We start from the raw sequence: 26,412 nt of genomic DNA, 5'->3' as shown, positions 1-26,412 counted from the left end.
AGGTCAGGAGCGACGAAGACGCCGCAGCACCGGCCGGGTCATCGCAGACAGCTCGGGGATCCTGATCGCGGTCAGCAGCACGAAGTACACCAGCGCCATCACGACTCCGGCCACGATGACCGTCAGGATCGCGGGCACGCGCCCCGACAACCCGAAGCCGCCCTCCGTGTAACCCCCCATCCCGGATACGACCAGGAGTCCGACGACGCCGGCCACGAGGGAGAAGAGGAGGTACTGGAGGTGGCGCCGGAGCACCCAGCGGCCGTCGATCCCGCCGATCCTGCGGTGGACCAGGACGAGCGCCACGACGGTCTGGGCGCTGCCGGCGACGGAGGTGGCGACGGCCACGGCGACGGCGATGTGCTGCGGAGCCACCAGCCAGGCGCAGGCGAGGGTCCCGAGCACGAAGACCCCGGACTGCACCAGCTGCATGAAGAAGACGGTGCGCTGCTCGTGGAACGCGAAGAACACGCGCTGCAGCACGAACAGCATGCTGAACAGGATGAGGCCGGGCAGGTACGCCAGGATCACGTGCGCCATGGCTCCGATGTTCGTGAAGCGGGCCTCGTAGAACCGGGCGAAGGGGAACGCCACGACCGACAGCGCGACCGCGGCGAAGACGATGAACATGCCGATGGTGCGGAGCGAGCTCGACAGGTTGTTGCGGACGGCGCGGAGGTCGCCCCGGTCGGCGTCGGCCGTCATCGAGGTGAAGTAGGCGGTCGCGATCGACACGGTGACGATCCCGTGCGGGAGCATGAAGATGAGCCACGCGTTCGACAGCACGGCGTTCGAGGCTCCGGAGCCGAGCGAGGCGACGTTGCTCTGGACGATGCCGGCGAGCTGCGTGACCAGGATCAGCGCGAACATCCACCCTGCCGCTCGTCCGGTCGCGCCCAGGCCGACGCCGCGCCAGCGGAAGTCGGGCTTGAACGTCAGGCCCGCGCGCCGCCAGAACAGCAGCAGGAAGCCCGCCTGAGCGGCCACCCCGAGGGACGCGGTGCCGGCCAGGATGACGATGCGTCCCGGGGTCCAGTCGGCCACCAGGCTGTTCTCCCCCGCGCCGCCGAACAGGATCATGAAGAGCACGAGCCCCACGATCGACACGACGTTGTTGACCACGGGCGCCCAGGTGAACGGCCCGAAGATCTGCCGGGCGTTCAACACCTCGCTCAGGAGCGAGTAGATCGCGTAGAAGAAGATCTGCGGCAGACACCAGTAGGCGAACGCGGTCGCCAGGGCAAGCGCCTCGGGCGAGAAGCCCGGGCCGTCGGCCGAGGCGCGGTGGGCGTAGAGGTTCACCAGGAACGGCGCCGCGAGCGTGCCGATCAGCGTCACCACGACGAAGACCGCCGTGCCGAGCGTCACCACCTTGTTGATGTAGCGCTGCCCGCCGTCGGGGCCCTTGGCGGCCTTGACGATCTGCGGCACCAGGACGGCGCTCAGCAGCCCGCCGGCGACGAGCGCGTAGATGTTGTTCGGGAGCTGATTCGAGACGCTGAACGCGTCGGCGGCGCGACTGCCGGTCTGGCCGATGGCGGCGGCGAGCACTGCCGTCTTCGCGAAGCCGAGCACGCGCGACACGATGGTCCCGCCGGCGAGCAGCGCGGAGGCCCTGCCGAGCGACCGCTGGCGGGCTGCGGGCACGGCCGACTCGATCTCAGCGGTCAGCGCAGGATCGGGATTCTCGGCCCCGACGGGATCGACCGTGCTCATGCTTCCGCCCCGCCCTCGGCCCTCGACCGGCGCCGACGCCGGATCGACCGGTAGATGCCGCCGCCGAACAGCAGCACCACGGCGGCCGCGAAGACCGCCGTGATGACGGTCTCCCAGCCTGCGCGCACCGTGATGGCGATCTGCGTCGGGTCGGAGATCGCGACATCCTGCTTGCTCGACAGGCTGAGGGTCAGCATGACCTTGCCGTTGGCGAGCGACTGCACGGGGACCGTGACCCGCTGCTGCGAGTTCGGCTGGATCGTGACGGGCACGTTGTTCTTCTCGACGCTGAGGTTGAAGTTCGATGGGACGACGCGGAGGTAGACCACCGCGGCCGACGCGGTGTCGTTCTGGATCACGATCGGCAGCGAGGAGCGGTCGCCGAGGATGTTGACCGGCGAGCCGTCGACGACCTCGATGAGGCCGGTCGTCTTCGCCGCCTGGGTCGAGACCTTGGTGATCTCGCTCGCGAGTCCGGTCGGGTTGTCGTCCCAGGCGGTCGACGAGAGGGCGAGGAAGCGGAGGCGCTCCTTCGCGGTGACGAGGGTCGGCTCCTTCAGCGCGGTCGAGAAGAGCTGGAGGGAGTCGTCGGCCTTCACGAGGGGTGTCAGCGCGCTGACCCGAGAGGCCTTCGCCTTCTTCGCGGCGAGGCTCACCGAGGTGCTGTCGGCGCCGAGCGCGGTCTTCAGAGGCGATGTCGACACCCAGGTCATCTTCGACACGGCGGTGAGCGTCTCGTCGAGCCGGGAGCCCGTGGTCGCCCAGTTGCGGCCGAGGGTGGTGAACAGGGTCCGGGCGTCGCTCGGACGCTCGTGCGTGAGGGTCGCCAGCTCGGCCGACAGGCGGGCGATGTCGCCCTTCCACTCGTCGTTCGTGTTGGCGTCGACGGCGTCGCGGAGGAGAGAGGAGAGCGTGTCGTCCGAGACGAGTGCCTTCTGCCCGCTCAGCGTCGAGGCGGCGTTCTCGGTCGAGGACGCCGGGACCGTGACGTTCCCGCTGCCGAGGATCGTCGTGGTGATGCCGCTCGACGCGAAGACCCGGAGGTCGTCGGCGGCGACGGTGTCCTCGAGGGGCCAGGCGATCGACTTCTCGGTGTACGGGAAGTCGAGGAGGCTCGCCGTCGTCGGCACGGACGAGGTCGGCGGGATGGTGGTGGGCGAGTCGGAGGGGGTCGGGGATGACGTGTCGACGGGGGCGTCGGTCGCGGATCCTGCGCTCTGGTCGCTGCCGTCGGCACCGTTCGCGCCCGACCCGCCGCTGCCGCCGCCGCTGCCGCCGCCGCTCCCGCCGTCGGCGCCGGGGCTCGGCGTCGTCGCGACGTACGAGTCGGGCTCGGCCTTCTGCTGAGCCGCGATGGCGTCGGCGAAGTCGACCGGCTGCGGAAGCGTCGTCTTGCCGGCCTGGCGGACGGCGGACATGTCGCTGTCGGCATACGCCAGGCCGAAGGTCTCGTTCGGCGCCGTCTCGAGCCGCTTGAGCCAGACGATCGCCGAGGGCGGGGCGACATTGCCGAGGATCCGGATGGACGCCAGGATCATGGGATCGATCCCGATCGCGACGTCTCGGCCACGCACCGCGTCGAGCTCCTGCGTCAGGATGCCGTTCTCGGACGTATAGGAGGCCAGGGCGTCGCTCGAGATCAGCCCGGACGTCGACTCGGGGACGGTCAGCGGCACGGCCAGCGACAGCCGGGTCGACTGGAAGCTGTCGTTCGGGTAGTACACGACGCTCGAGTGGGCCTCGGTGATCGCGTCGCCGTTCGAGGAGTAGCGGACGCCGAAGGCCTTGGCCCCCCAGTCGCTGCCGCTCAGCGCGAGGCTCGACGCGGGGATGGTGACCGGGATCGCGTCGGCCGTGCCGCCGGCCTGGACCGCCGGGACGGTGACGCTCGTCATGAACGCGCCGAGGATGTCGGTCGTCGTCGAGGCGGGACGGGCGAACCAGGACTCCAGCTGCGATCGGCTCGAGAAGGTGGTGCGGTCGAGGTAGACGCGGACCACGCCGGCGTCCAGGTCTTGGTCGGTGCCGTTGTGGACGGTGATCGACGCCTTGAGGTCGCTCCCCTCTTTCACGACGCCGTTCGCGCCGGGGGCGACGGAGACGGTCACGACGTCGGAGGCGGACGCGGTGGTCGCTGCCACGGCCGTCGCTGCCGGCGTCGCTGCGGTGGTAGCTGCCACGGCCATCGCTGCCGGCGTCGGAGCCGCACCCGCCGGGCTCGCGGGCGGAGCCGCACCCGCCGGGCTCGCGGGCAGCCCCGCGGCGACAGCGGCGACAGCGAGCACGGAGACGGCGAACGCGGGAAGGATTCTCATAGGCAGGATGCCGCCGATCGTCACGGTGCGATCGCCGGGCATAGCGAGTCTAGGGAATGCCGACCGAGAACCTCCGGCACCACCCGTGTGGCAAGCTCGTCCATCATGGATTCCGTAGCGAGCGCCCTCGAGAGGCTCGACGCTCTCGCCGCCACCGACCGGGTGTCGACCCTCGCCCGCGCCTTCCAGGCCGCCGGTCACGAGCTCGCTCTCGTCGGCGGTCCGGTGCGCGACGCGTTCCTCGGCCGGGCCGTGAACGACCTCGACTTCACCTCGTCGGCCTCCCCCGACGAGATCCTGCGCATCGTCGTCCCGCTCGCCGAGGCCCACTGGGACGTCGGCCGCGCCTTCGGCACCATCGCCGCCCGCATCGACGGCGAGACCGTCGAGATCACCACGTACCGCAGCGACGTCTACGACGGCGAGACCCGCAAGCCCGAGGTCGAGTTCGGCGACAGCCTCGAAGGCGACCTCGTCCGCCGCGACTTCACGGTCAACGCGATGGCCCTGCGCCTCCCCGAGCGCGTGCTCGTCGACCCGTCGGGCGGGGTCGAGCACCTCCTCTCGCGCACCCTCGCGACGCCGGGTGCGGCCGTCGACTCGTTCCGCGACGACCCGCTCAGGATGATGCGCGCCGCCCGGTTCACGTCGCAGCTCGGCTTCACCGTCGCCGACGACGTCCGCGAGGCGATGACCGAGCGCGCCTCGACGCTCTCGATCGTGTCGATCGAGCGGGTCAACGACGAGCTGTCGAAGCTGCTCAAGACCGACGACCCGGCGCCCGGCGTCCGACTGCTGGTCGAGACCGGGATCGCCGAGCTCGTCCTGCCGGAGCTCCCCGCGATGATCCTGGAGCGCGACGAGCACCACCACCACAAAGACGTCTACGAGCACAGCCTGACCGTGTTGCGACAGGCGATCGACTACGAGCGCGAGCGGCACCCCGGGGCTGCGCCAGACCTCATCCTGCGCCTGGCGGCCCTGCTCCACGACATCGGGAAGCCCGCGACGCGGCGCCTGGAACCGGGTGGAGTGGTTACCTTCCACCACCACGACGCGGTCGGGGCGAAGCTCGCCAAGAAGCGTCTGAAGGCGCTGCGCTTCGACAACGACACCATCTCGGCCGTCTACCGGCTCATCGAGCTGCACCTCCGCTTCTTCGGCTACACCGAGGGCGGCTGGACCGACTCCGCCGTGCGGCGCTACGTCCGTGACGCCGGCGACCAGCTCGAGCGGCTCCACATGCTCACCCGCGCCGACGTCACCACGCGCAACCGCCGCAAGGCCGACCAGCTCGCCTTCGCCTACGACGATCTCGAGACCAGGATCGCGGAGCTCCGCGAGCAGGAGGAGCTCGACTCCCTCCGTCCCGACCTCGACGGTGTCCAGATCCAGGCGGTGCTCGGCATCGGGCCCTCCCGCGAGGTCGGCGAGGCCTACCGCTTCCTGCTCGAGCTGCGGACCGAGGAGGGCCCGCTCGGCGAGGACGAGGCCACGAGGCGCCTGCGGGAGTGGTGGTCGGCGCGCTGACCTTGTAGTCTTGCAAGGTTGCTCTGGACTGGCCGCGATCTCGCGTGCCTCCGGAGCCGCGATGCCACAACCCTCCTGTTCCAGAAATACTGGAGCCGTCAAGTCCGAAGGAGGTGGGTTAGACATGCATCAGTACGAATTGATGGTGATCCTTGACCCCGAGATCGATGAGCGCACCGTCGCTCCGAGCTTGGACAAGTTCCTCAACGTCATCCGCAACGATGGCGGCACCGTCGACAACGTCGACATCTGGGGCCGTCGCCGCCTCGCCTACGAGATCGCGAAGAAGAGCGAGGGCATCTACGCCGTCGTCAACCTCACCGCGAACCCCGCCGCGACCGTCGAGCTCGACCGTCAGCTGGGTCTCTCCGAGGCCGTCCTCCGCACCAAGGTGCTCCGCGCCGAAGAGGGCATCGAGATGGTCGCCAAGGCCAAGAAGCTCGCCGACGAGAAGGCCGCCCGCAAGGCCGCTGCCCCGTCGAAGGCTCCTGCCGCCTCGGCTGCTCCCGCTGCCTCGGCTGCCACGCCCGCCGCTCCGACCGCTTCGGCTGCCGAGTAGCGCATGGCCGGCGAGACCGTCATCACCGTCGTGGGCAACCTGACTTCCGACCCCGAGCTGCGCTACACGCAGAACGGCCTGGCAGTCGCGAACTTCACGATCGCGTCGACACCCCGCACGTTCGACCGCGCGTCGAACGAGTGGAAAGACGGCGAGGCGCTCTTCCTGCGTGCCAGTGTGTGGCGCGAGTTCGCCGAGCACGTCGCCGCCTCGCTGTCGAAGGGCTCCCGCGTCATGGCGCAGGGTCGCCTGAAGCAGCGCTCGTACGAGACCAAAGAGGGCGAGAAGCGCACCTCGATGGAGCTCGAGATCGACGAGATCGGCCCCTCGCTCCGCTACGCCACCGCTCAGGTGACCCGCGCCTCCTCGTCTCGCGACGGTGGCGGCGGAGGGTCCTTCGGCGGCGGTGGGGGCGCCCCCCGACCTCAGGTCGGCGGCGGCAACGGCGGCGGTCAGGCCGACGAGCCCTGGGGTCAGCCGGCGCAGACGGGCGGCGGGTCTTCGGGCTCCAGCTCTTCGGGCGACGTCTGGAACACCCCCGGCGGCGGTACCTACAACGACGAGACGCCCTTCTAGGCCGTCTCGCACCACTCAACTTCTCTTACTGAAAGCAGAACACAATGGCTGGAAAGAGCAGCGGCGACCGCCGCAAGCCCCTCCGCGGAAAGGGCGGCAAGAACGCCGCTCCCGCGAAGGCGATCCGCGTCGGCGTCATCGACTACAAAGACGTCGCGACGCTTCGCAAGTTCATCTCCGAGCGCGGGAAGATCCGTGCTCGCCGCATCACCGGCGTCTCCGTCCAGGAGCAGCGCCTCATCGCCCGTGCCGTGAAGAACGCCCGTGAGATGGCGCTCCTCCCCTACGCCGGCTCCGGCCGCTGATCCGCTAGGGAGTAGCGAATGTCCAAGGTAATCCTCATCCACGAGGTCTCCGGCCTCGGCTCGGCCGGTGACGTCATCGACGTCAAGAACGGCTACGCCCGCAACTACCTCATCCCGCAGGGCTTCGGCGTCGCGTGGACCCGCGGTGGCGAGAAGCAGGTCGAGCAGATCAAGTCGGCCCGTGCCACGCGCGAGCTCAAGACGATCGAGGAGGCGAAAGACATGAAGGCCCGCCTCGAGGCCGTCAAGATCACGCTTCCCGTCAAGACCGGCACCGGCGGACGCCTCTTCGGCTCTGTCAAGCCGGCCGATGTCGCTGACGCCGTCTCGGCGCAGGGCGTCGGCACGATCGACAAGCGCAAGGTCGAGATCCCCAACGCCATCAAGCTGACCGGTGAGCACGAAGCCACCGTCCGTCTGCGCGAAGACGTCGTCGCCACGATCGCCCTCCAGGTGGTCGCTGCGAAGTAGTTCCATCCCCCGTAGCGGTGTGTGCCTCGGCACCCACCGCTACTGGTGTTTAAGGGGTGGTTTGCAGTGCTGCAGGGAAGGGTACGAAGTGCTGGCGCTACTGCCGCGGGGGACACCGTGTCAAGTGTTCTGTGCACAGGGAGGTACCCGATCGGGCAACCTTCAACCCTCGCTCTAAACAACTTTGCACACAGAGGGTGTGGAAATAGAAATCCCTGGTCAGGATCGCCTTAGGCCCGATAAGTTCTTTTCATTCCACAGGTTTGTCCACAGTTGTCCCCAGGGTTTCCCGGCGTTTCTCCCACATTGTCCACATCGTTATCCACAGGGTCGTTTGGAGCGACGGGGGTCATGTCCCTAGGGTGTGACAGCGCCCATGGGAGGCGCGGTTCTGCTGTCCGGACGAGCATCCAGGGGTACCCGGGCAGGCGGTCTCGCGTGCCCGTCGGCGTGTTCGCCCGCCGCTCCGACGTCGTTGTCGGAGGGTGGCGGTAGAACGCCTAGAGAACTCGAATCCAGACGATCCATCAGCCTGCAGGAGGCCCCCGTGTCGATAGCCCATCTCGGACTGGCCGCAAGCGACACTCAGGGCGATCGCGGGCAGTCCTCGGGCTACGACGGCGGCAGCGGCTACGACCGCCGCACTCCCCCGCACGACCTCCTCGCCGAGCAGAGCACCATCGGCGGCATGCTCCTCTCGAAAGACGCCACGGCCGACGTCATCGAGACGGTGCGCGCCGCCGACTTCTACCTGCCCAAGCACGAGGTCATCTTCAACGCCCTGCTGGGTCTCTACTCGCACGGCGAGCCGACCGACGTCATCGCGGTCACCGACGAGCTGACGAAGTCGGGCGAGCTCAGCCGCGCCGGCGGCGCCGAGTACCTCCACACCCTCACCGGCCTCGTGCCGACCGCGGCCAACGCCGGCTACTACGCCTCGATCGTCGCCGAGAAGGCCGTCCTCCGCCGTCTTGTCGAGGCGGGCACCAGGATCGTGCAGATGGGCTACGCGAGCGAGGGAGAGGTCATCGACCTCGTCAACAACGCTCAGGCCGAGGTCTACAACGTCGCGGGCGGCGTGCAGACCGAGGACTACGTGCCGCTCACCGACGCGGTCACCGTCGCCATCGACGAGATCGAGGCCGCCAAGGGCCGCGACGGCCAGATGACGGGTGTTCCGACCGGCTTCGCCCAGCTCGATGCCCTCACGAACGGCCTGCACCCCGGTCAGTTGATCATCGTGGCCGCCCGCCCCGCGCTCGGAAAGTCGACGCTCGCCCTCGACCTCTGCCGTGCCGCGTCGATCAAGTACAACCAGCCCTCCGTCTTCTTCTCTCTCGAGATGGGCCGCAGCGAGATCGCGATGCGCCTCCTCTCGGCCGAGTCGAGCGTCCCGCTCCAGAACATGCGCAAGGGCACCGTCGACTCCCGCGACTGGACCACCATCGCTCAGACCCGCGGTCGCATCAACGACGCCCCCTTCTACATCGACGACTCCCCCAACATGACCCTCGTCGAGATCCGCGCCAAGTGCCGTCGCCTCAAGCAGCAGGTCGGCCTCAAGCTCGTCGTCATCGACTACCTGCAGCTGATGACCTCCGGCAAGAAGGTCGAGAGCCGTCAGCAGGAGGTCTCGGAGTTCTCGCGTGCGCTCAAGCTGATGGCCAAAGAGCTCCAGGTCCCCGTCATCGCCCTCTCGCAGCTCAACCGAGGCCCCGAGCAGCGCGCCGACAAGAAGCCCGCGATCAGCGACCTCCGCGAGTCCGGCTCCCTCGAGCAGGATGCCGACATGGTGATCCTGCTCCACCGCGAGTCCGCCTATGAGAAAGACAACCCGCGTCAGGGCGAGGCCGACTTCATCGTGGCCAAGCACCGCAACGGACCCACCGACACGATCACGGTCGCGTTCCACGGGATGTTCTCGCGGTTCGTGGATATGCCTAGCTAGTCGCGTTGTCGACCGCCACTCTAGATGTCTTCCCGCCACAATCAATGTCCAAGGCACGATATGGCGACAACCAACGTGGCGCTTAGGGTATCCGTGCCTGAGATTGCGGCAGATCTGCCCAGTTTCGACGGTCCTCGAGATGCGTCTCGCGAATTGCCCGTCAAGCATCCAACGTTCCCCGCGCTGCCTGTCGGCGGACCGTCCACAAAGACGCTGCAGGTTTACGCATCAGATGTACGGAGGTTTTGGCGTTGGAGGGCCAAATACGATTCGGCCCCGCGATCCCTTGACGCCCCGCCGGTCGCCATTGGCGTGCCTGACCTGCTCGACTACCTAGCGTTCGAATCGGGGCGTCTTGCCCGCGATGACTCATGGCTGCTCTCCGCCAAAACGCTCCGGCGATGGGTCAGTGCCATCGATCACGATCAACACGTTCGCGGGCTACCACGACCCGGATCCGACTCCGAGGTAGTTTCTTTCCTAAGGGGCCTTGCAGACGAACGTCGCCGCCACATTCCACCGCCGGCACCAATCACGCTCGACCAAATAAGGTTGATCGTTCGCGAGGCCATATTCAGCCCTAAGCCCGTGCGTTTTGTGGATGTCCGAGATTCGGCTGTCGTTCTATTGGCATGGGCAGCAGCTCTCACTGTCACTGACGCTTCGGAACTGCGCTTTGGCGATCTGACGCGAATACAGGAGGGCTTCGAGTTGCACGTGCGGTCCCTCAGAGATGACCAGCGCCCGTCTGGAACCTTTCGTCTTCTGCCTCGAGGTAGCGACGTCGCATCGTGTGCGCCGTGCATTGTGGTCAAGCTCTACTTGGCGCATTCCGCGGCCGATATGCCCGCGTTGGATCGATCGACGAGAATCGATGCTCTTCGCCTACAAAGTCACCTGTGCGAATCTGACGATGCACTGAACATTGATCCGAGCACGCCCATGTTCTCAGCTGCCCTGCGCAATGGTCGTCCGACCTCTCGCGCCCTGTCAGTAGGGTCCCTGGCGACAATCCTGAAGACCCGCGCAGCCCCCGTCGGTGTCGTTGGTCCACGCATATCTTTCGGTTCCCTCCGCCTCGGTTTCGTGTCGCGCGCAATCGAGGTGGGAGCCTCCATCCCTTCGATAATTCAACAGACGGGTCCTCTGTCTTTGACCGAGCTAGCAAGCTTTGAAGAGCAGTTTCAGAGGCGTTCATGGATGCCTTTATTGTGAAATCAGCACGACGGACTTTGAACTCGCGCATCCTCACTGAGTTCGACCCGTCTTTCAGAGAGTGACGCCGCATTGGGTCGGGCTGAATCACTTCTGCTTGGCGGATGCTCCGACGGGGCGAAGGTGCCCCAAATCTCGTTCAGGCTTTGGCGATCGTTTCCGTGAGGGATTCGCCGACCCGCATGATGGGTCGTGGGGAGGTCCGACCGCGGGAAATCACTGAGCAGCGATTGTCGGGGGCGCTTCGTCCGTGAGCCTTTTGGGTGCGTGGTTGGGGTCATGCGGGACGGCTCGAAGTGCCACGAGATACCGGTCGCCTGCAGGTGTCAGTTTCCAGTAGACAGCTTTGTCGCTGACGGTCCGCTTTTTGCTGCCGGTGGAGATCACGCCGAGGGCGCGAAGCTGAACCGTCACGGAACCCCACGACCGGTCAGAGATCTCGACAGCCTGGTTCGACCAGTGATTCTCCCACCCCTCGACATCCTCTTGGACGTCGTGCAGCATGTGCTGGTTCAGTGTCTTTCGGAGGACGGGTTCGGGTGCCTCATCAAGCATGAAGGGGCCAAGCAGTTCGATGAGGTCGTCCCAGGTGTAGTCGAGAGTACCCTGCTCCTCGAGGTGCTTGTAGGAGTAGTAGCCCTTGTGTATCAAGCTCAACTCGATTGTTTCCGACCCGTGGGCGAAGGTCTCATCGATGGTCTCAGCGGAGCCTGCCGACCCTTCTGCTTGCTCCTTTTCAAACCGTGCGACAGCGGCCTTCAACTCCGCAATTTCTGCGCGCACCTCAGGCGTCATCGCCTGGTCGCCTCGAACCCAGCCGGGACGCGGATGAGTCTTTCGCAGCTGGGAGAGGGATCGTGCGACTTTCCCGCCGAGATCTTCAGGGCTGCTGTATTCCTTGGTCATTTTGGTTTGCACTTTTGCTTTGAACTCGGCGAGTTTCGCGGCGGCGGCGTCGTTTTTGTCGGTCTTGCCCTGCGGGATGAGGTCCGGATTGCTCGGCACGAAACCCATCACCGGGATGCCTTGCGACACGGCGTAATCATATTCCTGCTCGGTGTAGCTAATACCGGCTTCGTCAATGCTGCCGTATCGACCTCCGACCACGATGAGGTAGTAGTCGCACTCGTCGATGACGCCCTTAATCAGAGTGAGCTGGTCCTCGTTGGCGGCCGGAAACATCTCCATGCCAGCGGGGATGCAGTCCATTTCCAGAAGCGTCTGGATGATCTCTTTCCGTTCCTCCTTGAGATCGACGAAGGTCGAGCTGATGAACACCTGATGCCGTCTCTCCATGGGCTAACCGTATGGCCCACGCCGCCGCATCGAGGTCGGACGGCGCCGACGACGCTCCAAAAGTGTCTGCCGGGCTCTTCGAGAGGTCTGCTGCCCTTCTGGGCTCGCCGGTTGTCTACTCCCCGAGGGCGGCCATGAGCTGACCAACAAGAAAGCGACGTCTCATTGGCCAGCTTTCTGGCGTAGTTTCTACCGCTCAACAACCCGTGCGCGACGGCGACGTGTGGCGCACGCTCGGCTTAGCCCCGTTGCGTTTCGGCGCGGAATGGCGCCCTGACCTTCCCATGGGTCTCGGCGCGGGCGGTCGGCTTGCGTTCGGGTGCAAGTCGATCGCGCCTCGCTCCCAGGATCGCCTTCGCCGCCCACGGGATTACGGGGCATGAAGGAGACCGGAAACGCCGAGCCGGAGCTGGAGCACACCTGCTTCGACAACCTCCACTTCGCTGACGAGGACTGGAACGACTTCTAGAACCCGATAAGGGGTGAGAAGAAGGGGGGGCGGATAGGGTCCGCCCCACCTTGCGGTGCCCTGGAGCCGGGAACGGCGTTCGCGGCGTGGTCCCTGCTCGTGAAGAAAGTGATTGCGTCACGCCGCTCGGGCACCTGCGTTCATCCAAGCCTCGAGACCGCTCGCAAGGTGTTCAAGATTGGAGTTGACCCCGGCGAGTAGGTCGTTCACATCCTCGGGGACCTCTGCGATCTTCGCCAGCCCGGCGAGCAGATGTTGAGGATTGAACAGCGAGACGTCCGTCTTCGAGTTCGGTTCGTAGTGGACGAGGAGGTTGCGGAACCATGGGCGGCTGGTTGACACAGGTGATGGGATGTCTTCGACGAGATGGCGAAGGTGCGTTGCAGATTTTGAGTCGAGGTCTCGCGGGTCGGACGACAATCGCTTTAGTGACCCGAGGACGTGCGACGTCAGTAGGTAGCGAATCTTGAAGAGCGCGTACTGGTCTCCATTGACGTCGAAAACGACAGGTAGCAGCATGTTCGCCGCGTTCACCATCCCAAGGTAGTGGAGCAAGACGGCGTTGAGGTGGGGATGACCGCGGCCGGTAAATATCGTCGAGTAGAAGCGCGTGGACTTCTTGTCGTGTTGCTTGAACAGCGCTGGATCCCATGTGTCTAGAACGGCGGGCCGGGGACCGTCCGTCGCTAAGGCTGCCATCGCGAAGGCCCCGCCGGCTTCATTCCAAAGTCGTCCCAGCCTTGGACCCATTTCATCGCTCAGCACGGCCGTCGGTTCTAGCCCAGTAGCGAAGGCGACGCCGTGGGAAGTTGACACGTTTGTGTGCCTATAGGTCGTAATGCCGAGGTCCCTGGTTAGGCCGCGAAGGAGAGGGGTCACTTGTCCTGTAAACCGTTGACGATGTGCGTGCTCGATTGCCTCGAAATAGTCCTCGCAGGCATGTATGTCTCGCTTGGTATCCAGGAACATCTTGAGGCCGTGGCGAGAGCGCTCGAGTGCCTCGGCTGCTTCCGGTGAAAGTTCGGTGAGGAGGTCGGCAGATGTCGAGCCGGGTCGAAGTTCATGGATGTACAGGGACCACCACGGCGTCATGATGTGAGCGACGTAGGGCCCGGCGTCGCCAAGATTGTGCAGCTGGCGGGCCAGTCGCACTGAGAAGTATGAGTCGGCGAGGATTCCGAGGTATGAAATCTCGGTGATGTCCCTCGCCCTGGCTTCGGCGTCTGTGATGCTATTTCCGTCCTGTTGTCCGTCGTCACTACTCGCCGGGGGGTGGTGCGCTGCTTTGACCTTCGCTACCTCTGCCCGAAGCGACTCCCGCATTGCGGGCGACTGTTTGCGCCACTCGGAGCGAGGACTCGAAAGTGGCGGCCAATTCCCGGTCCCGCCAGGAGACCACGGCTCCGGCTAGTAATCCGCAGGCCGAGCTGAGAGGACCGCCATGAGCCTGAGCAATGACGTCCCAAGCTTCCGATATCTGCGTGACAGTGCTTCGCTCACGCCGCGGAGTTCGAAGCCTGAGAAGTTCAATGGCTATCGACACGCCACCTGGATGAGGGTGTGACCCAGGCCGGTCGCCGGGCTGCCACGTCGATATGGCTACTTGCTTCTGCCAATTGTCGGCCGCTCGCGCCAAGTCACTCAACGTCATGAGTAGGTGCTCGACGGCTCGGTCCTGAGCGTCATTGGAAGCTGCCCGCCTCTGCCATCGAAACGCCACTGCGGTGCCGGCAATTCCGATCAACCCCCCTACAGCCGCGGAACCTAGCTGAGGAAGAAATTGTTGCCAGAAGAGGTCCACGTTCGTCAGGCTACCTGTCGTCTTTCCTGAGGATTATCGGGGCCCGTTTGGAGGCCCCGTCCTGTGGCGTCTTGCGCGACTCCTAGTCGTCATCGCGGTCGGCATCAATCATCCTCGCGGCTTCCGGATGGCATAGGGAGAAGGCAGCAATGAATCTCCTGGCTTGTTCGAACGCGCTTCCACTGAGTACGAGAGGCGGCCCGTCTAGCAGCCACTGTTCAGGAATGTCGATGCCGCTAGCATCTCGGAGCATGAGTGCTTGAACTTCGTCGTCCCAATGCGAGCGGACCGCGCGCGGGTGGAAGTACACGCGCCCGGACTCTTCGGCATCGCCCGTCCGCGTCACGTACATTTCGGCGAGATCGACGCCATTCCACACGCCCCTCCTAATCGACTCAATCGCGACCTGTTGCGCAGCCGCGTGGTCGACGCGCAAAAGCATCGTGATGTTTTCTCCGTTCAATGCCGGACGCTCCGCCTGCTCGCCTATTGCCTGCTCCAGGGAAGCGACGATCTTCGGTTTCAACTCCCTTGCCCACTCCTTGACATGTCCCTCCGGCAGGTACTTCTCCCTTAGAAGGTCGGTGACCACGACTATGAAAAGCCGACGTTTCCCTAAGTCGTCGTCTCGAGCTTCAATTACTCGAAGTTCTGATTCGCTTGCCGATTTGACGATGTCTTCGGCGACGCTCTTGATGAGGCTATCGACGGAGCCAAATAGCCCTGCTCCGTTGGCTATGCCGGGTTGTTTGTAGATTGTTTCGAGATAGGCGAAGACGACAGCACGGACGCTTGAATCCTTTTCCAGGGCCCCGCGAATTGCACCTAAGAGGAGTCGAGGAGCGTGGTTTAGGAGTTCTGACAGCCGATCGGAGGCGCGTGTAGCTGGCAGTTCACGAACGAGGGCGCGAACTTCCAAGTCGGAGACTGCATCCGGTGGTACTTCCAACCAGAAGTACTTATCGACAGAATCGGAATTTCCAAATCGAGGCGGCTTCACAGAAGTCCGGCTGGCATTCACGACGACGAGTCGATTGAAAGCCGGGAAGGTGTCCAGGAGTAGGTCTATCGCTTCAGTTCCGGCGGGGATCATCGTCGCTGCCTCGCGAAGGCGTTTGAGGAGTCGTTCGGCGTCCGCCTTTCTGCTGTCGTCCGAGAAGGAAAAGACAGAGGTCCGATTTCCGACGAGTAGGTCTGCCTCCTGCTTGATGATGTTCCAAAGGTCAGGAGCAAACGTGCGGAGCCAGAGCGAGAAGTAGAGGTCTTGCGGGTGCAGCTCTTCAAGGATGGATTGTGGTACGGCAAGGGCTGTGTCGAGGAGTCGTTGGGCAGCTCGCGGAGTTTTCACTGTCTGGTAGATGAGCACGGCAAGGCGGTAGCCGACACCTGGATCTTGGGGATTCTCGAAAGCGTCCGGAAATGGAAGTCGGTTGATGACGAGGTCGTCGACCTGTCGGGACGTGAGTTCTGGAACCTCCCACCGCCGGTCAACGAGTTTTTCAAGATAGCGTCTCGCCCGCTCGCTCGAGTTGGAGGCGATCGGGGTTTGAGAAAGCAGGTGGAACAAGGTTTCCTCGTCGTAGGCCAGGACATAGTGAAGGCGAGGTATGTCACCCACAAGGCGGATCAGTTTGAAGAGCATTAATAGCTCGTCAGGATTCAGTCGGTCGAGATCGTCCATGACGACGACAACGTGACGCTCTGCGTCTTCGAGCCCCTTCTTCACGGCGGCTCGAATCGCCTGTGGGGCGCTTGAGCCACCGAGTGCGGTTGACGCTTTGTTTGCGGCCTCCGCGAGATCGATGGCTGGGAATTTGAGGGCCGGACCGACGAACTCCAAGAGTTTCGCAGCCCGCTTCCTGGCTCTGCCTTTTTTTAGGGTTTGTTGGAGAAGAAATGAGGCAAAGCCAGCGAAAAGAGACTGTTCATCGGAGAAGTACCAGGGCTCGAATCGAGCGATGACGTGGTGGTCACCGATCCAGCCCGGCAGGTTCTGAACATCGGATAGGAGTTCCTCGAGGAGCCAGGTCTTGCCCGAGCCCCAAGGCCCGATGAGAGCAAACGTCCTAGGCGAGTTGGAGGTGGCTATCTGGTTCAGCAGTTCTTCGGCGTAGCGCCGGGCTCGAGCAGACCTCTGAAGATCAACGTCCATGGCGTTCCCCCATTTACCTTTGCGCGTTCCACCACCTTAGGAGTTGGCAGGCATAGGGGATTCCGCGGGATGAAGCGCATGATGTGATGCACTGGTTGGCAGGATCTACGCGCCATCGTCGGAGGCTCGCGTCTAGTATCCGATTCGGACGATGCGTTTTCCGACGTCCCCCGAGCCTGACCGGAATACTGCCGCCAGTGCCTCCGGGGCGGAGCCCAGGCCGTCATACTCCGTGACAACTGTCTTGATTGACCCGTTGCGGATACCCGCCGCGAGCGTCTCTCTAGCCGGGAGCAGGCTCGCGGCGTAGTGGTCTCCTACATTGAACGCCTGCACGATCTTTCGCTCCAGCAGGAGGTCGGCGGTGTCGATCGTGATGCCGTTGTCAGATCCGCCGGCGTACGTCGAGATTGTCCCGGAGATGACAGCGCGGCCGTGGGTGCCTAGGTGCCCGATCATGCGTTCAAGGAGCTTCCCGCCAACGTTGTCGAAGAAGATGTCGATTCCACCCGCTGATGCCTGAGCGAGTTGCTCGTCAAAATCCGGGCTGGTGTAGTCGAGGCCGAGGTCCGCTCCGAGAGTGTCGACGGTGTGGCGTACCCTGCTCGGACCCCCGGCGATCGAGATGACGCGGGCGCCGGCCGCCTTGGCGACCTGGACGGCGACGCCACCGACGGCACCAGCCGCTCCGCTGATTGCGACGACCTCTCCACCCTGGAGTCTGGCGACGTCTCGAAGACCAATCAGAGCAGTGACCCCTGGAGTACCCAACGTTTGAATCCAGTCGCGCTCGTCCCCCATATCCGGATCAGCAAGGTCGTTGTCCTCGAGCCGGAGAGTCGCGTACTCGGTCCAGCCCGAGTACGTCGCCACCTGCGTGCCGACTGGTGCGCGCTCATCCCGTGACGCGACAACGAGGCCGACGCAGTTCGACATCAGAGGCTGTCCGATGAGCTGGTTGCCATGACCCTGGCCTCCACGGAGAAGACGGAGATGGTAAGGATCGACGCTGGTCACGAGATTCCGGACGACAACTTCGCCCTCCTCGGGAGGCCGCACGGGAGCCGACCGGACTTCAAAGTCGTCTGTTTGAATCGTCGCTCCGACGTCACGAACGAGGACCACTTGCTGCGTTTCGGCCGGGACCTGGCCGCCTTCGATATTCGCCATGTCCGCATAGTAGACGACCTAGGCAATCGGTGGTTGACTATGGCGTCTACAAGTTGACTTTGTGGCAGATTAGCCGTGATTCAGAGGGAGTGCGACGTGAAAAACCGTGAAGCAAAAGGTCGACGCTTCCTTATTCTCGGAGCGGCCGCGGCAATAACCCTCGGATTGGCGGGGTGCTCGGGCTCAACTGCCACGCCGCAGGCCAGCCAAGCAGGCAAAATCGTCGACGGCGGGACGTTGCGGATCAGCATCGTAGATCCCGGCACACAAGTCGATCCCGTCACCGTTGCCAGTCCTGGCGGAACAACCCTCGTGGACATCGCGACGGAAAAGCTGGTCCGCGTCGGAACCGACTACAAGCCTCACGCAGATCTGGCGATGTCCTGGAAAGCCTCGGCTGACGGACTGTCGTGGGACTTCGCCATTCGAGACGGCGTCAAGTTCAACACAGGCTCCACGATGACGGCCGACGATGTCGTCGCGACCATCGATCGGGTCATCGCACCGAACAGCGTCTCCGCGGGCGCCGGAGCCTTCGCCGGGATCCTCAAATCCGTCAAAGTGGGCGCACCCGGCCACGTCGTCTTCACCCTCGATAAGCCGTTTTCAGACTTCCCGTACCTCCTGGCCGGATCCAACACCCAGATCTTGCCCGCGGACTACAAGACCGGAACCTGGCAGGCCCACCCAGTCGGGACGGGACCATTCGTCATCACCAATTTCGCCGCCGGCCAAAGCATCACGTTCAAGAAGAACCCCACCTATTGGAACAAGGGCGCCATCCACCTTGCAGGCGTGAAGGTCAACGAATACAAGGACCAGCAAGCACGCGTCCTCGGCTTCCAAAGTGGCCAGGAGGACGCCCTGATCGGCGAAACCATCCCGGCGAGTTTCACGTCCGCCCTCGATCCATCGAAATACGTCGTTCGCACGCAGCCAGAAGCCGGCTTCTCCGCCTTCGTTCTACGCGTCGACGAGAAGCCCTTCAATGACAAGAAGGTACGACAAGCCCTCGCGTGGGCTCTCGATCGCAAGGCAATCAAAAACGTTGTCTACGGCGGCAACGCCGACCTTGGAAACGACACGGTTTACGGCCCGACGGACCCCGTGAGGCCGAACGTGCTCAAGCAGCGAGATGCCAGCCCCGACAAGGTCAGCAGCCTCCTCGGTTCCAAGAAGGTCGCTTTCACCATCACGACCAGCTCGACCGACGAGACCCAGGCACTGCAAATCCAGCAGCAGCTGAAGAAATACAAAAACTTCTCCGTAAAAGTCAACGTGCTCACGGCAGATCAGTACTTCGCGGCCGGCGCCAATTCTCCCTGGCTGAGCGCGCAGGCGACCATCACGTACTGGTCGTCACGCCCCTCACCGTCCCAGTACAACGACTTCCTTTATCGGACCGGTGCCATCTGGAACGCCTCGCACTACTCGAACGCAAAACTCGACACGCTCTCCAGTGCCTACGACTCGGCCACGACGTCGACGGAACGACAGAAGCTGGTCAACCAGATTGCAAAGATCGAGTGGGATGATGCGCCGGTCATCATCACCGCCTTCGGACACCGCCGGGAATTTCTCGACAAGAACGTGCACCTTCCACGCTTTGCCGTCGACGTCGACTACACCGGCGCCTGGATGAGCCCGAAGTCCTGACCATGGCGGATGCAGGTGTTCTAACCGCGGTTGCCCCGTCAGGTCGCGGCGTCCGACAACAGCGCCCCGTCGCTCGAATGATCGTGCGGCGCGTCCTAGAAGTTCCCGTCGTACTTTTTATCGTTTCGGCCGCGGTCTTCTGGCTGGTACAAGTTGTTCCCGGGGATCCGGGCCGGGCGGCGCTCGGCCAATTCGCTACGCAGGCGCAAATCAACAGATGGAAGGCCGCCAACGGGCTCGACGGCTCGACTCTAGAACGGTACGGGCAGTGGCTCGGGGGCTTTGTATCCGGGCACCTCGGAACCAGCTTGAGCTATAACGCGCCCGTCGCCTCGGTCATGTGGCCCCGCTTCGGCAACTCCGTACTCCTCGGTATCTACGCGTTCGTCCTCATCGCCCTCTTCGGAATCGCACTCGGCCTCTTTCAGGCAATACGCCGCGGCACCCGCCTGGACCAAGGCATCAACGTCGCCCTCGTGTCCCTGTCGTCGATTCCAGAATTCGCCACCGGCTCCCTTCTTCTGGTCCTGTTCGCAGTCGGAGTTCCGCTGTTCCCCGTCCACTCGGAAGTCGACGCATCGACGGACATCGGCGCGCGCCTCGTGGCCATGACAATGCCGGCGATCGCCCTCGCCGTCGCCTCGATCGGCTATGTCGCCCGAATGGTGCGCACCCAGGCGGTGGGCAGCCTGGAATCGCAGTTCTACCGCACGGCTGTACTCAAAGGACTCTCGCGCCGCAGGATCGTCCGCGCCCACCTTCTTCGCAACTCCCTCGTCCCCTCAGTCGCGGTCCTCGGAGGACAACTTGCCTACCTGGTCGCGGGGAACGTGATCGTCGAGACTCTCTTCTCCTACCCCGGCATCGGAGCCCTGATCGTGGATTCAGTTCAGAAAAAGGACCTATTGGTCCTCGAATCCGCGGTCATGGTGACGGCGACGGCGTCCATCCTGTTGCTGCTGGTCGCGGATCTCGTCAACCTCGCCCTCGACCCACGAATCGACCTCAGCCCTCGGAGCCGACGATGAGCCTCGCGCCAGTCGGCGCTGCTGCCCTGCAGCCCACCGCAACGGAACCGGCCGCTCAGGGCGTCGTTGCGCGTCTCATTCGTCGCCCGTCGTTCATCGTGGGAATCGCGATCCTCGCCCTCTGGGTGATTAGTCCGCTGGCCGTACTAGCGCTCGGAATCGATCCTGGAGCCGCCACAGGAATCCCAAACTCGTCGCCCTCGCCGTCGCACCTTCTCGGCACGGACAATCTCGGACGCGACGAATTGACTCGTGTGTTCGCCGGCGCCGGTCCCATCCTCGCCGTAGCCCCGGCGGCGACCGCTCTCGCCGCCGCCGCTGGGGCGGCACTCGGACTCGTCGCCGGCTTTTACCGGGGCGTCGTCGACGACTTCCTCATGCGATCGTTCGACATCATTGCCGCCGTACCCGCCATAGTCGCCGTCATGCTCGTTGCCACCGCATTCGGGCGGTCCGCCGGGACGACGATCATCGTCATCGCCATCTTCTTCACCCCCGTCATCGCACGCACCGTCAGATCCGCCGTCCTAGTCGAGATGGGCAACCAATACGTCGAAGCCGCGCGTACTCAAGGAGAGCGAACGACTCGAATTCTCGCCTCGGAGTTGCTCCCCAACGTGACGGGGCCACTCCTCGTCGAGGCGACCATCCGTCTAGGCTTCGCCATCTTCCTCGCCGCCGGCCTCTCATTCCTGAACGTCGGAGCCAAACCACCGTCGCCGGACTGGGGGCTCGCCGTCGCTGAGAATCGGATCTTCATCCAAACAGCGTGGTGGACGGTCGCATCGCCCGCTCTCGCCATCGTGACCCTCGTTGTCGCCGTCAACCTCGTCGCAAACGACCTCAAGGACGAGGTGGGATCGTGACCGCTCTTCTCTCCGTGCGCGACCTCTCCGTGACGTATCGTGAACGCGACTCCACTACCCAAGCCGTGCGTGGGATCACCTTCGAGGTGGGACCAGGAGAAGCGTTTGGGCTCGTCGGCGAATCGGGCAGCGGCAAAAGCACCACCGCGTTCGCCATCGTGCGCTTCCTCGCCGAGGGCGGCCACATCGAGGGCGGCAGCGTTGCGTTCCGGGGTCTGGATCTCACGAAGATCGACGACGAGGAGCTGCGCGAAGTCCGGGCGAACGACATCGGCATGGTCTACCAAGAGCCCGCTCGTGCTCTGAACCCTACGATGCGAGTGGGGATGCAACTCGCCGAGCGCTTGCCTCCTCGGCGAGGCGGACGCTACGTGGCAGATTCGCCAGCTGTCCTCGAACTTCTGGAGCGTGTTGGGTTTTCTGATCCCCGCTCGATTGCGGCCCGTTACCCCCACGAGATGTCCGGCGGTCAGCAACAGCGAATCGTCATCGGCATGGCCGTTGCACGCGAACCTGACCTGCTCATTCTCGACGAGGCCACGACCGGGCTGGACACACTCGTGGAGGCCGAGGTTCTCGACCTCGTCGACGGTCTCCGGCGAGATCTCGGCACGTCCATGCTCATGATCAGTCACGACCTAGGCCTGATCGCGAGCCGTTGCGATCGAGTCTCCATAATGCAAGACGGGGTCATCGTTGAATCGGGAAGTGCGACAGAAGTTTTGACCTCGCCGCAACACGCCTACACCCGAGAACTCGTCCGGGCGGCTCCACGACTGGACACTCTGCCGGCCGGGAGCGACTTGACCCGCGTCAGCCCCAAAGCAGAACTCGTCAGAATCGACGGCGCTCGAAAGTTCTACGGCCAGCGGCCAGCTCTCGACAATGTCAGCCTGTCCATCTATGAGCAGGAGGTACTCGCCCTCATCGGCGAGTCGGGCAGTGGCAAAACCACCCTCGGCCGTGCGGTGGCGGGTCTTACCGATGTCGACGGGTCCATCGAATTCGTCGGAAAGAGAATCGGACAACGGCCGGTGCAGATGGTGTTCCAATCGCCGGACGCGACCCTGAACCCCCGCCGCAGAATCGGCCGCATGCTCGCACGCTCCATCCAGCTTCTTCGCGGGACCAAGACGGTGGCCGAGCTAGCCCAGCAGGTCAACATCGACAACCAGCTACTCCGCCGACTTCCGCGTGAACTGTCCGGTGGTCAAAAACAGCGCGCGGCGATCGGCCGTGCGTTTGCTGGCCCGTCCTCCCTTGTTGTGTGCGATGAGCCCGTTTCCGCCCTCGACGTGTCCGTCCAAGCCCGCATCCTCGCGCTATTGACAGCCCTGAAAACGGACACCGACGTCAGTTATCTCTTCATCTCGCACGACCTCGCAGTCGTCCGAAGCATCGCCGATCGGATCGCGGTCCTCTATCGAGGCCGTCTGCTCGAAGTCGGCCCCGTCGACGCGATTTTCGCAGGCCCTCGCCATCCCTATACCGACCAGCTCCTCCGCGCCGCGCGCCATCAGACCGGCATCGTGAAGGAGAAGATCGCAAGCGAGGAGAAGATCCCCGCCGGCTGCCGATTGTCGGGCCGCTGCCCTTTCGAGATTGATGGGCTCTGCGCCACCACACCGCCCCCCAACGTGACCTTGTCAGACGGGCACACCGTCCTTTGTCACCTCGCGCCCGAGGAGTTGCCCACTGAGGCATAACGCCGGGCGCCCGGCCGGAACGCACCTGCGTCATCGCGTCCGGAGGGCCCCGCTCCTTTCGTCGCGTAGAGATCGATGGCCGAATGCCAGGCAGAAAAGTCAAGCCAGATGAAATGGGTCGGCGCCTCCAGCCTTCGATTGCGGAGAAGGGGCTCAGTTTCGAGCCCGCAATGTAATTGAGCGCCCCGGCGAGCGACGTGGCAGCAGCTGGAAGCTAAATCCTGGTCAGCTGGGACCGAGCCAGGGAAATCATTGTGATCGAATACGTGCGGTGAGTATTCGTCGGCACGGAAGAGACCCTGTAACCCGAACTGGTCCGTGACTTCCTTGAGCTGTGTCCGCTAACGTCGGCATGTGGGACAGATCCAATCGGACAACCGCGCCGTCGCCCTCGAGGGGGCCACGGTGAATTTCCGAGGAGTTTTCGCGCCTCGGCAATTCACGCCGGAGTGGTTCCGCGACCAGGAATTGATCAGCTCAGCAGATTTCGATCGTGCCGAAATCGACGGGGTCACGCCAGATCTCACCGTCCTACGCCTGGCATGGCTAACAGTGACAGTGACTGCTGAAAACATGGTTCTCACGTCCACGTCGGTAGACGACTTTCCCCTACTTCGAGATGTCGCTTTGGGGGTCCTGAATGCCGTCATTACGCCGCTGACCGCATTGGGAATTAACCGCGAGTACCACGTGCAAATGGAGGACATTGATGAGTTCAACCTCGTCGGCGATGTTCTGGCTCCAAAAGCACTTTGGAATGATGTTCTCAAAGAGTCGGGCATGAAGGACGTGACTCTGTGGGGACAGAGGCAGGATCACTACGGTGGTCGAGTCCACGTGACCGTGCAACCCTCCGCCCAGGTGAAGCTGGGCGTCTACTTCCTTATCAACGATCACTTCGACCTGACTGTTGTAGAACACCAGCCCGCTATCCGCATCACGGAAACATCAGAGGTGGAGGATTCGGGCACCTCTTTGAAGAAGCACGCCTTCGCCCTCGAAGTGCTCGCCACAGCCTGGGAGTCATCATTCGCTCAGGCGGAAAGTATTCGTACGCATGTGATTGCGGAGGTGCTTAGCTGATGGTCGCGATTCTTACCGATGGCCGTCTCAACATGGAGACGAGCAACGCGTCGCAGATAAGATCAACGGGTGTTCTTCGCGATCAATCATTTGCGAGCACTACTCGGGTGCCGCGTCCGAAAACTGACATTCGGCGCGTTACGGCGAGTAATAAGACGCCGGAACAGGAACTTACTTCCAAGGCCGTGGACCCGCGTTCGTGGATTGCCGACGCGTCGCGGATCAGCGGTCTGACGACTTGGTCCGGTCGAATTCTCGAAATCAACGGCGAGGAGTTCACTGCAGAGTTGCAATCTGGAGAGGGCAGCGACTCGTACGTAGCCGATTTCGACACCGACCAACTTGGAGTCGGCGAGGTTCCCACACCAGGCGACCTGGTTTATGTAACCGTTCGCAAGGTACTCGATCCGAGGGGAAGACCGAGAACTACAAGCAGCGTTCGGCTACGCAGGCTAGGCAAATGGACTCACCGAGAAGTTCGGGCGCATCGTGAGCGCGGCCTGGCGATGAAGCAGCTCCTTGATGGTCTCACCTAGAGACGTCATCCTTTCGCCGCCGGGCCCCGATGAGATTGAAGTCTCCCTATTCGGCCCTGGTAAAGGGGAAGCGATTGCCGTCCACATGGGCCGCGGTGATTGGATGACGATCGACTCGTGCATCGAGCAACCGTCTGGCACGAACGCTCTCGTCACGTACTTTGACGCCATTGGCGTGGATATTTCCACTCAGGTCAAGCTGGTCGTCGGCACGCATGCACACGATGACCATATTGCGGGAATAGGAGATCTCTTCAAACGCGCAAAAGAGGCCAAGTACGTTCAATCGGCTGCTCTCACCAGCGATGAATTTTTTGCTTCTGTTGCCGCCGATGAAGACATCGAGCGGGTGCTTCGTCAATCAGTCCGGAGTGAGTTTCGGGCCGTGGTCGAAGAATTGAATTTGAGATCGCGCCCACAAGCGATCGCCTACGCGACGGCACAAAAGACTCTTTGGGAGGTGGAACCAACAGGGGATCATGGCGCCACGAGAGTTATCGCTTTGAGCCCCTCCGACGTCGCCCAATACCGATCCAACCAACAACTTGCTGCCGGCATGGCCCGCGCCGAAGACAGAATGAAACTCCGTCCGCCAGACCCGAACGAGGCTTCCATCGCCCTCTGGCTGGAACTTGGCTCATCCGTCATCCTCCTGGGGGCAGATTTGATCATTGGACCCGAAGGCTGTGGTTGGAAGGGCATCCTCGACGGCTTCGATCCGCAGCAGAAGGCCTCCTTATTCAAAGTCCCACATCACGGGTCTCCCAATGCTCACCACGAACCCGTCTGGTCGCGCCTTCTTGAGACTGACCCGGTAGCTCTCATTGCGCCGTTTCGGCCAGGTCGGAACCCGAGGCCGTCGTCCGCAGACGTCGCTCGGATCCTCTCATTCACGCCGCACGGATACACGACTGCCCCGTCCCGCATACCCGTTCCCAGTCGATCGGCTCAAAGCGCCGGTAAATCCCTAGAGACAGTGGCTCGAAATGTTCGTCAACCCTGGGGACGTGTGGGGCATGTGCAAGCTAGACGTGCCGAAGGCGCGAGCGGATGGACGGTGAGATTCAAAGAGCCTGCACGTCACTTGTGACGCTTGCGGCAGCTATATCCGCTCTCATATCAACCAGACTGACGGACGACGCGACACGATCGATCCGGAGGTAGTCGGAGGCTCATTCTCTGCGAACTGCAGACATTGATGCGCTGGGACTACTTGGGCGGCGTCTCCTTACCGCCCATAGAACAATCCGGGGGTCTGGTCCCACGAGAAACAAAAGGCTGATTTCACCTGGAGATCTTGCGGATCAGGCCCGGATTCACCCGGCGGTATGTCGCGGGGTCGTCGTTCCTCATGGATTGCCGGGTAGCCGCCTTCGCGCGAACTCTTCTTTTGTGTGCCTCTCCCGCAGACTGGCAAGTTATCTTGAGTGCTGACTCACTCCCAAACCAGACCGGCTAAGGCGCGGGCCGAATCGAGAGCTGCGATCATGGCCTCCGCTGATTCCCTGCTGAAGCCGAGCATCTCGTCAAAGCTGTCCCCGAAGTCTCGCAAGCCTGCGGCTATCACACCGGCAAGCAACACGACGTCATTCTTCGAGAGGCTGAGTACGACGCCCTCCAGGGCCACAGGCGCGCCGAGGAACGCCAGCCTTTCGCTGACCTCGTCGTAGAGGTTCAGGAACTCACCGTGACCAGGCACGGATGCGTCCGGCCAGACCATGAATGCGCCCGTGACGGGGCTGACAGCCATGTAGTCAGACCGGTAGAGGAATTCGTATTCGGCCTGGGCGAGCGTGATGCTGAAAGACCCGTTCGAGCCTGCTTCGACGTACATGTTGCGACTTCTCCTGCGGTAGGGGTTTGAGGTGGCGCCCGCGAGACCCCATGTCTGCCAGCGGGCGCCGAGTCCGCACCCGAATGCAGACGACATAGTTAACGACCGAACGGTCCAGAATCTTCCCGACATCGAGCGCTGGTCCAAACGGAGAAAGGACCGCCGGACGGCGGCCCTTTC

The 26,412-nt window shown here is 63.4% G+C and carries 20 protein-coding genes; 13 read left to right on the top strand and 7 right to left on the bottom strand.

Annotated features, from left to right (window positions below):
• Positions 1 to 3: 3 nt before the first annotated feature.
• A complete protein-coding gene (gene murJ / locus ABD733_RS08255) occupies positions 4 to 1,716 on the bottom strand; it encodes a murein biosynthesis integral membrane protein MurJ (RefSeq protein ID WP_344794919.1) in 1,713 nt (570 codons plus the stop codon).
• Complete coding sequence (locus tag ABD733_RS08250; protein WP_344794917.1) at positions 1,713 to 4,073, bottom strand: DUF6049 family protein; 2,361 nt, start codon at positions 4,071 to 4,073, stop codon at positions 1,713 to 1,715. The genes murJ and ABD733_RS08250 overlap by 4 nt, the downstream gene beginning before the upstream one ends.
• Before the next feature lie 63 nt (positions 4,074 to 4,136).
• Here ABD733_RS08250 and ABD733_RS08245 point away from each other — a divergent pair, with 63 nt between their 5' ends.
• The 6 genes from ABD733_RS08245 (at position 4,137) to dnaB (ending at position 9,420) form a co-directional block, all read left to right on the top strand.
• Positions 4,137 to 5,561 carry a CCA tRNA nucleotidyltransferase gene (locus ABD733_RS08245; protein WP_344794915.1) on the top strand — a complete coding sequence of 475 codons (1,425 nt, stop codon included), beginning with the start codon at positions 4,137 to 4,139 and terminating at the stop codon, positions 5,559 to 5,561.
• A 124-nt stretch (positions 5,562 to 5,685) separates the two neighbouring features.
• Positions 5,686 to 6,120, top strand: a complete 435-nt coding sequence (gene rpsF / locus ABD733_RS08240) for a 30S ribosomal protein S6 (protein WP_344794912.1) — start codon at positions 5,686 to 5,688, stop codon at positions 6,118 to 6,120.
• A 3-nt stretch (positions 6,121 to 6,123) separates the two neighbouring features.
• Positions 6,124 to 6,696: a single-stranded DNA-binding protein gene (locus tag ABD733_RS08235; RefSeq protein ID WP_344794910.1), complete on the top strand. Its 573-nt coding sequence runs from the start codon at positions 6,124 to 6,126 to the stop codon at positions 6,694 to 6,696.
• A 44-nt stretch (positions 6,697 to 6,740) separates the two neighbouring features.
• Positions 6,741 to 7,001 (top strand): 30S ribosomal protein S18, encoded by a 261-nt coding sequence (gene rpsR, locus ABD733_RS08230; RefSeq protein ID WP_055964231.1) that lies wholly within the window; start codon positions 6,741 to 6,743, stop codon positions 6,999 to 7,001.
• Positions 7,002 to 7,019: 18 nt separating this feature from the next.
• The gene (rplI, locus tag ABD733_RS08225; protein WP_344794905.1) at positions 7,020 to 7,472 is read left to right on the top strand and encodes a 50S ribosomal protein L9; all 453 of its coding nucleotides are present in this window, start codon (positions 7,020 to 7,022) and stop codon (positions 7,470 to 7,472) included.
• Between the two features lie 547 nt (positions 7,473 to 8,019).
• A complete protein-coding gene (gene dnaB / locus ABD733_RS08220; protein WP_344794903.1) occupies positions 8,020 to 9,420 on the top strand; it encodes a replicative DNA helicase in 1,401 nt (466 codons plus the stop codon).
• 1,431 nt (positions 9,421 to 10,851) lie between these two features.
• Here dnaB and ABD733_RS08215 read toward each other — a convergent pair.
• From ABD733_RS08215 to ABD733_RS08200, 4 genes are all read right to left on the bottom strand, one after another.
• A complete protein-coding gene (locus tag ABD733_RS08215; RefSeq protein ID WP_344794901.1) occupies positions 10,852 to 11,931 on the bottom strand; it encodes a DUF4062 domain-containing protein in 1,080 nt (359 codons plus the stop codon).
• Between the two features lie 586 nt (positions 11,932 to 12,517).
• Entirely contained in the window at positions 12,518 to 13,723 is a 1,206-nt protein-coding gene (locus ABD733_RS08210) for a hypothetical protein (protein WP_344794899.1), read from the bottom strand.
• A gap of 560 nt (positions 13,724 to 14,283) precedes the next feature.
• Positions 14,284 to 16,353 (bottom strand): KAP family P-loop NTPase fold protein, encoded by a 2,070-nt coding sequence (locus ABD733_RS08205; protein ID WP_344794897.1) that lies wholly within the window; start codon positions 16,351 to 16,353, stop codon positions 14,284 to 14,286.
• 132 nt (positions 16,354 to 16,485) lie between these two features.
• A complete protein-coding gene (locus tag ABD733_RS08200; protein WP_344794895.1) occupies positions 16,486 to 17,523 on the bottom strand; it encodes a zinc-binding dehydrogenase in 1,038 nt (345 codons plus the stop codon).
• Between the two features lie 96 nt (positions 17,524 to 17,619).
• Here ABD733_RS08200 and ABD733_RS08195 point away from each other — a divergent pair, with 96 nt between their 5' ends.
• The 7 genes from ABD733_RS08195 to ABD733_RS08165 all read left to right on the top strand — a co-directional run bounded on the left by ABD733_RS08195 (position 17,620) and on the right by ABD733_RS08165 (position 25,488).
• Positions 17,620 to 19,179, top strand: a complete 1,560-nt coding sequence (locus tag ABD733_RS08195; RefSeq protein ID WP_344794893.1) for an ABC transporter substrate-binding protein — start codon at positions 17,620 to 17,622, stop codon at positions 19,177 to 19,179.
• Between the two features lie 77 nt (positions 19,180 to 19,256).
• Complete coding sequence (locus tag ABD733_RS08190) at positions 19,257 to 20,207, top strand: ABC transporter permease (RefSeq protein WP_344794891.1); 951 nt, start codon at positions 19,257 to 19,259, stop codon at positions 20,205 to 20,207.
• Complete coding sequence (locus ABD733_RS08185; protein WP_344794889.1) at positions 20,204 to 21,073, top strand: ABC transporter permease; 870 nt, start codon at positions 20,204 to 20,206, stop codon at positions 21,071 to 21,073. Before ABD733_RS08190 ends, ABD733_RS08185 begins: the two co-directional genes overlap by 4 nt.
• Complete coding sequence (locus ABD733_RS08180; protein ID WP_344794887.1) at positions 21,070 to 22,779, top strand: oligopeptide/dipeptide ABC transporter ATP-binding protein; 1,710 nt, start codon at positions 21,070 to 21,072, stop codon at positions 22,777 to 22,779. Before ABD733_RS08185 ends, ABD733_RS08180 begins: the two co-directional genes overlap by 4 nt.
• 354 nt (positions 22,780 to 23,133) lie before the next feature.
• Positions 23,134 to 23,862 carry a hypothetical protein gene (locus ABD733_RS08175; protein ID WP_344794885.1) on the top strand — a complete coding sequence of 243 codons (729 nt, stop codon included), beginning with the start codon at positions 23,134 to 23,136 and terminating at the stop codon, positions 23,860 to 23,862.
• Positions 23,862 to 24,398 carry a hypothetical protein gene (locus ABD733_RS08170; protein WP_344794883.1) on the top strand — a complete coding sequence of 179 codons (537 nt, stop codon included), beginning with the start codon at positions 23,862 to 23,864 and terminating at the stop codon, positions 24,396 to 24,398. The genes ABD733_RS08175 and ABD733_RS08170 overlap by 1 nt, the downstream gene beginning before the upstream one ends.
• 103 nt (positions 24,399 to 24,501) lie before the next feature.
• Positions 24,502 to 25,488, top strand: a complete 987-nt coding sequence (locus ABD733_RS08165; RefSeq protein ID WP_344794881.1) for a ComEC/Rec2 family competence protein — start codon at positions 24,502 to 24,504, stop codon at positions 25,486 to 25,488.
• Between the two features lie 345 nt (positions 25,489 to 25,833).
• Here the strand turns inward: ABD733_RS08165 and ABD733_RS08160 are convergent, their stop codons facing one another.
• Positions 25,834 to 26,232 (bottom strand): hypothetical protein, encoded by a 399-nt coding sequence (locus ABD733_RS08160; RefSeq protein ID WP_344794879.1) that lies wholly within the window; start codon positions 26,230 to 26,232, stop codon positions 25,834 to 25,836.
• Between the last annotated feature and the right edge of the window lie 180 nt (positions 26,233 to 26,412).

It is taken from the genome of Frondihabitans peucedani, assembly GCF_039537585.1.
In the GTDB taxonomy this organism is placed as follows: Bacteria; Actinomycetota; Actinomycetes; order Actinomycetales; family Microbacteriaceae; genus Frondihabitans; species Frondihabitans peucedani.
The sequence above is the reverse complement of the archived record's forward strand: the minus strand, read 5'-3'. Positions and strand labels throughout refer to the sequence as shown.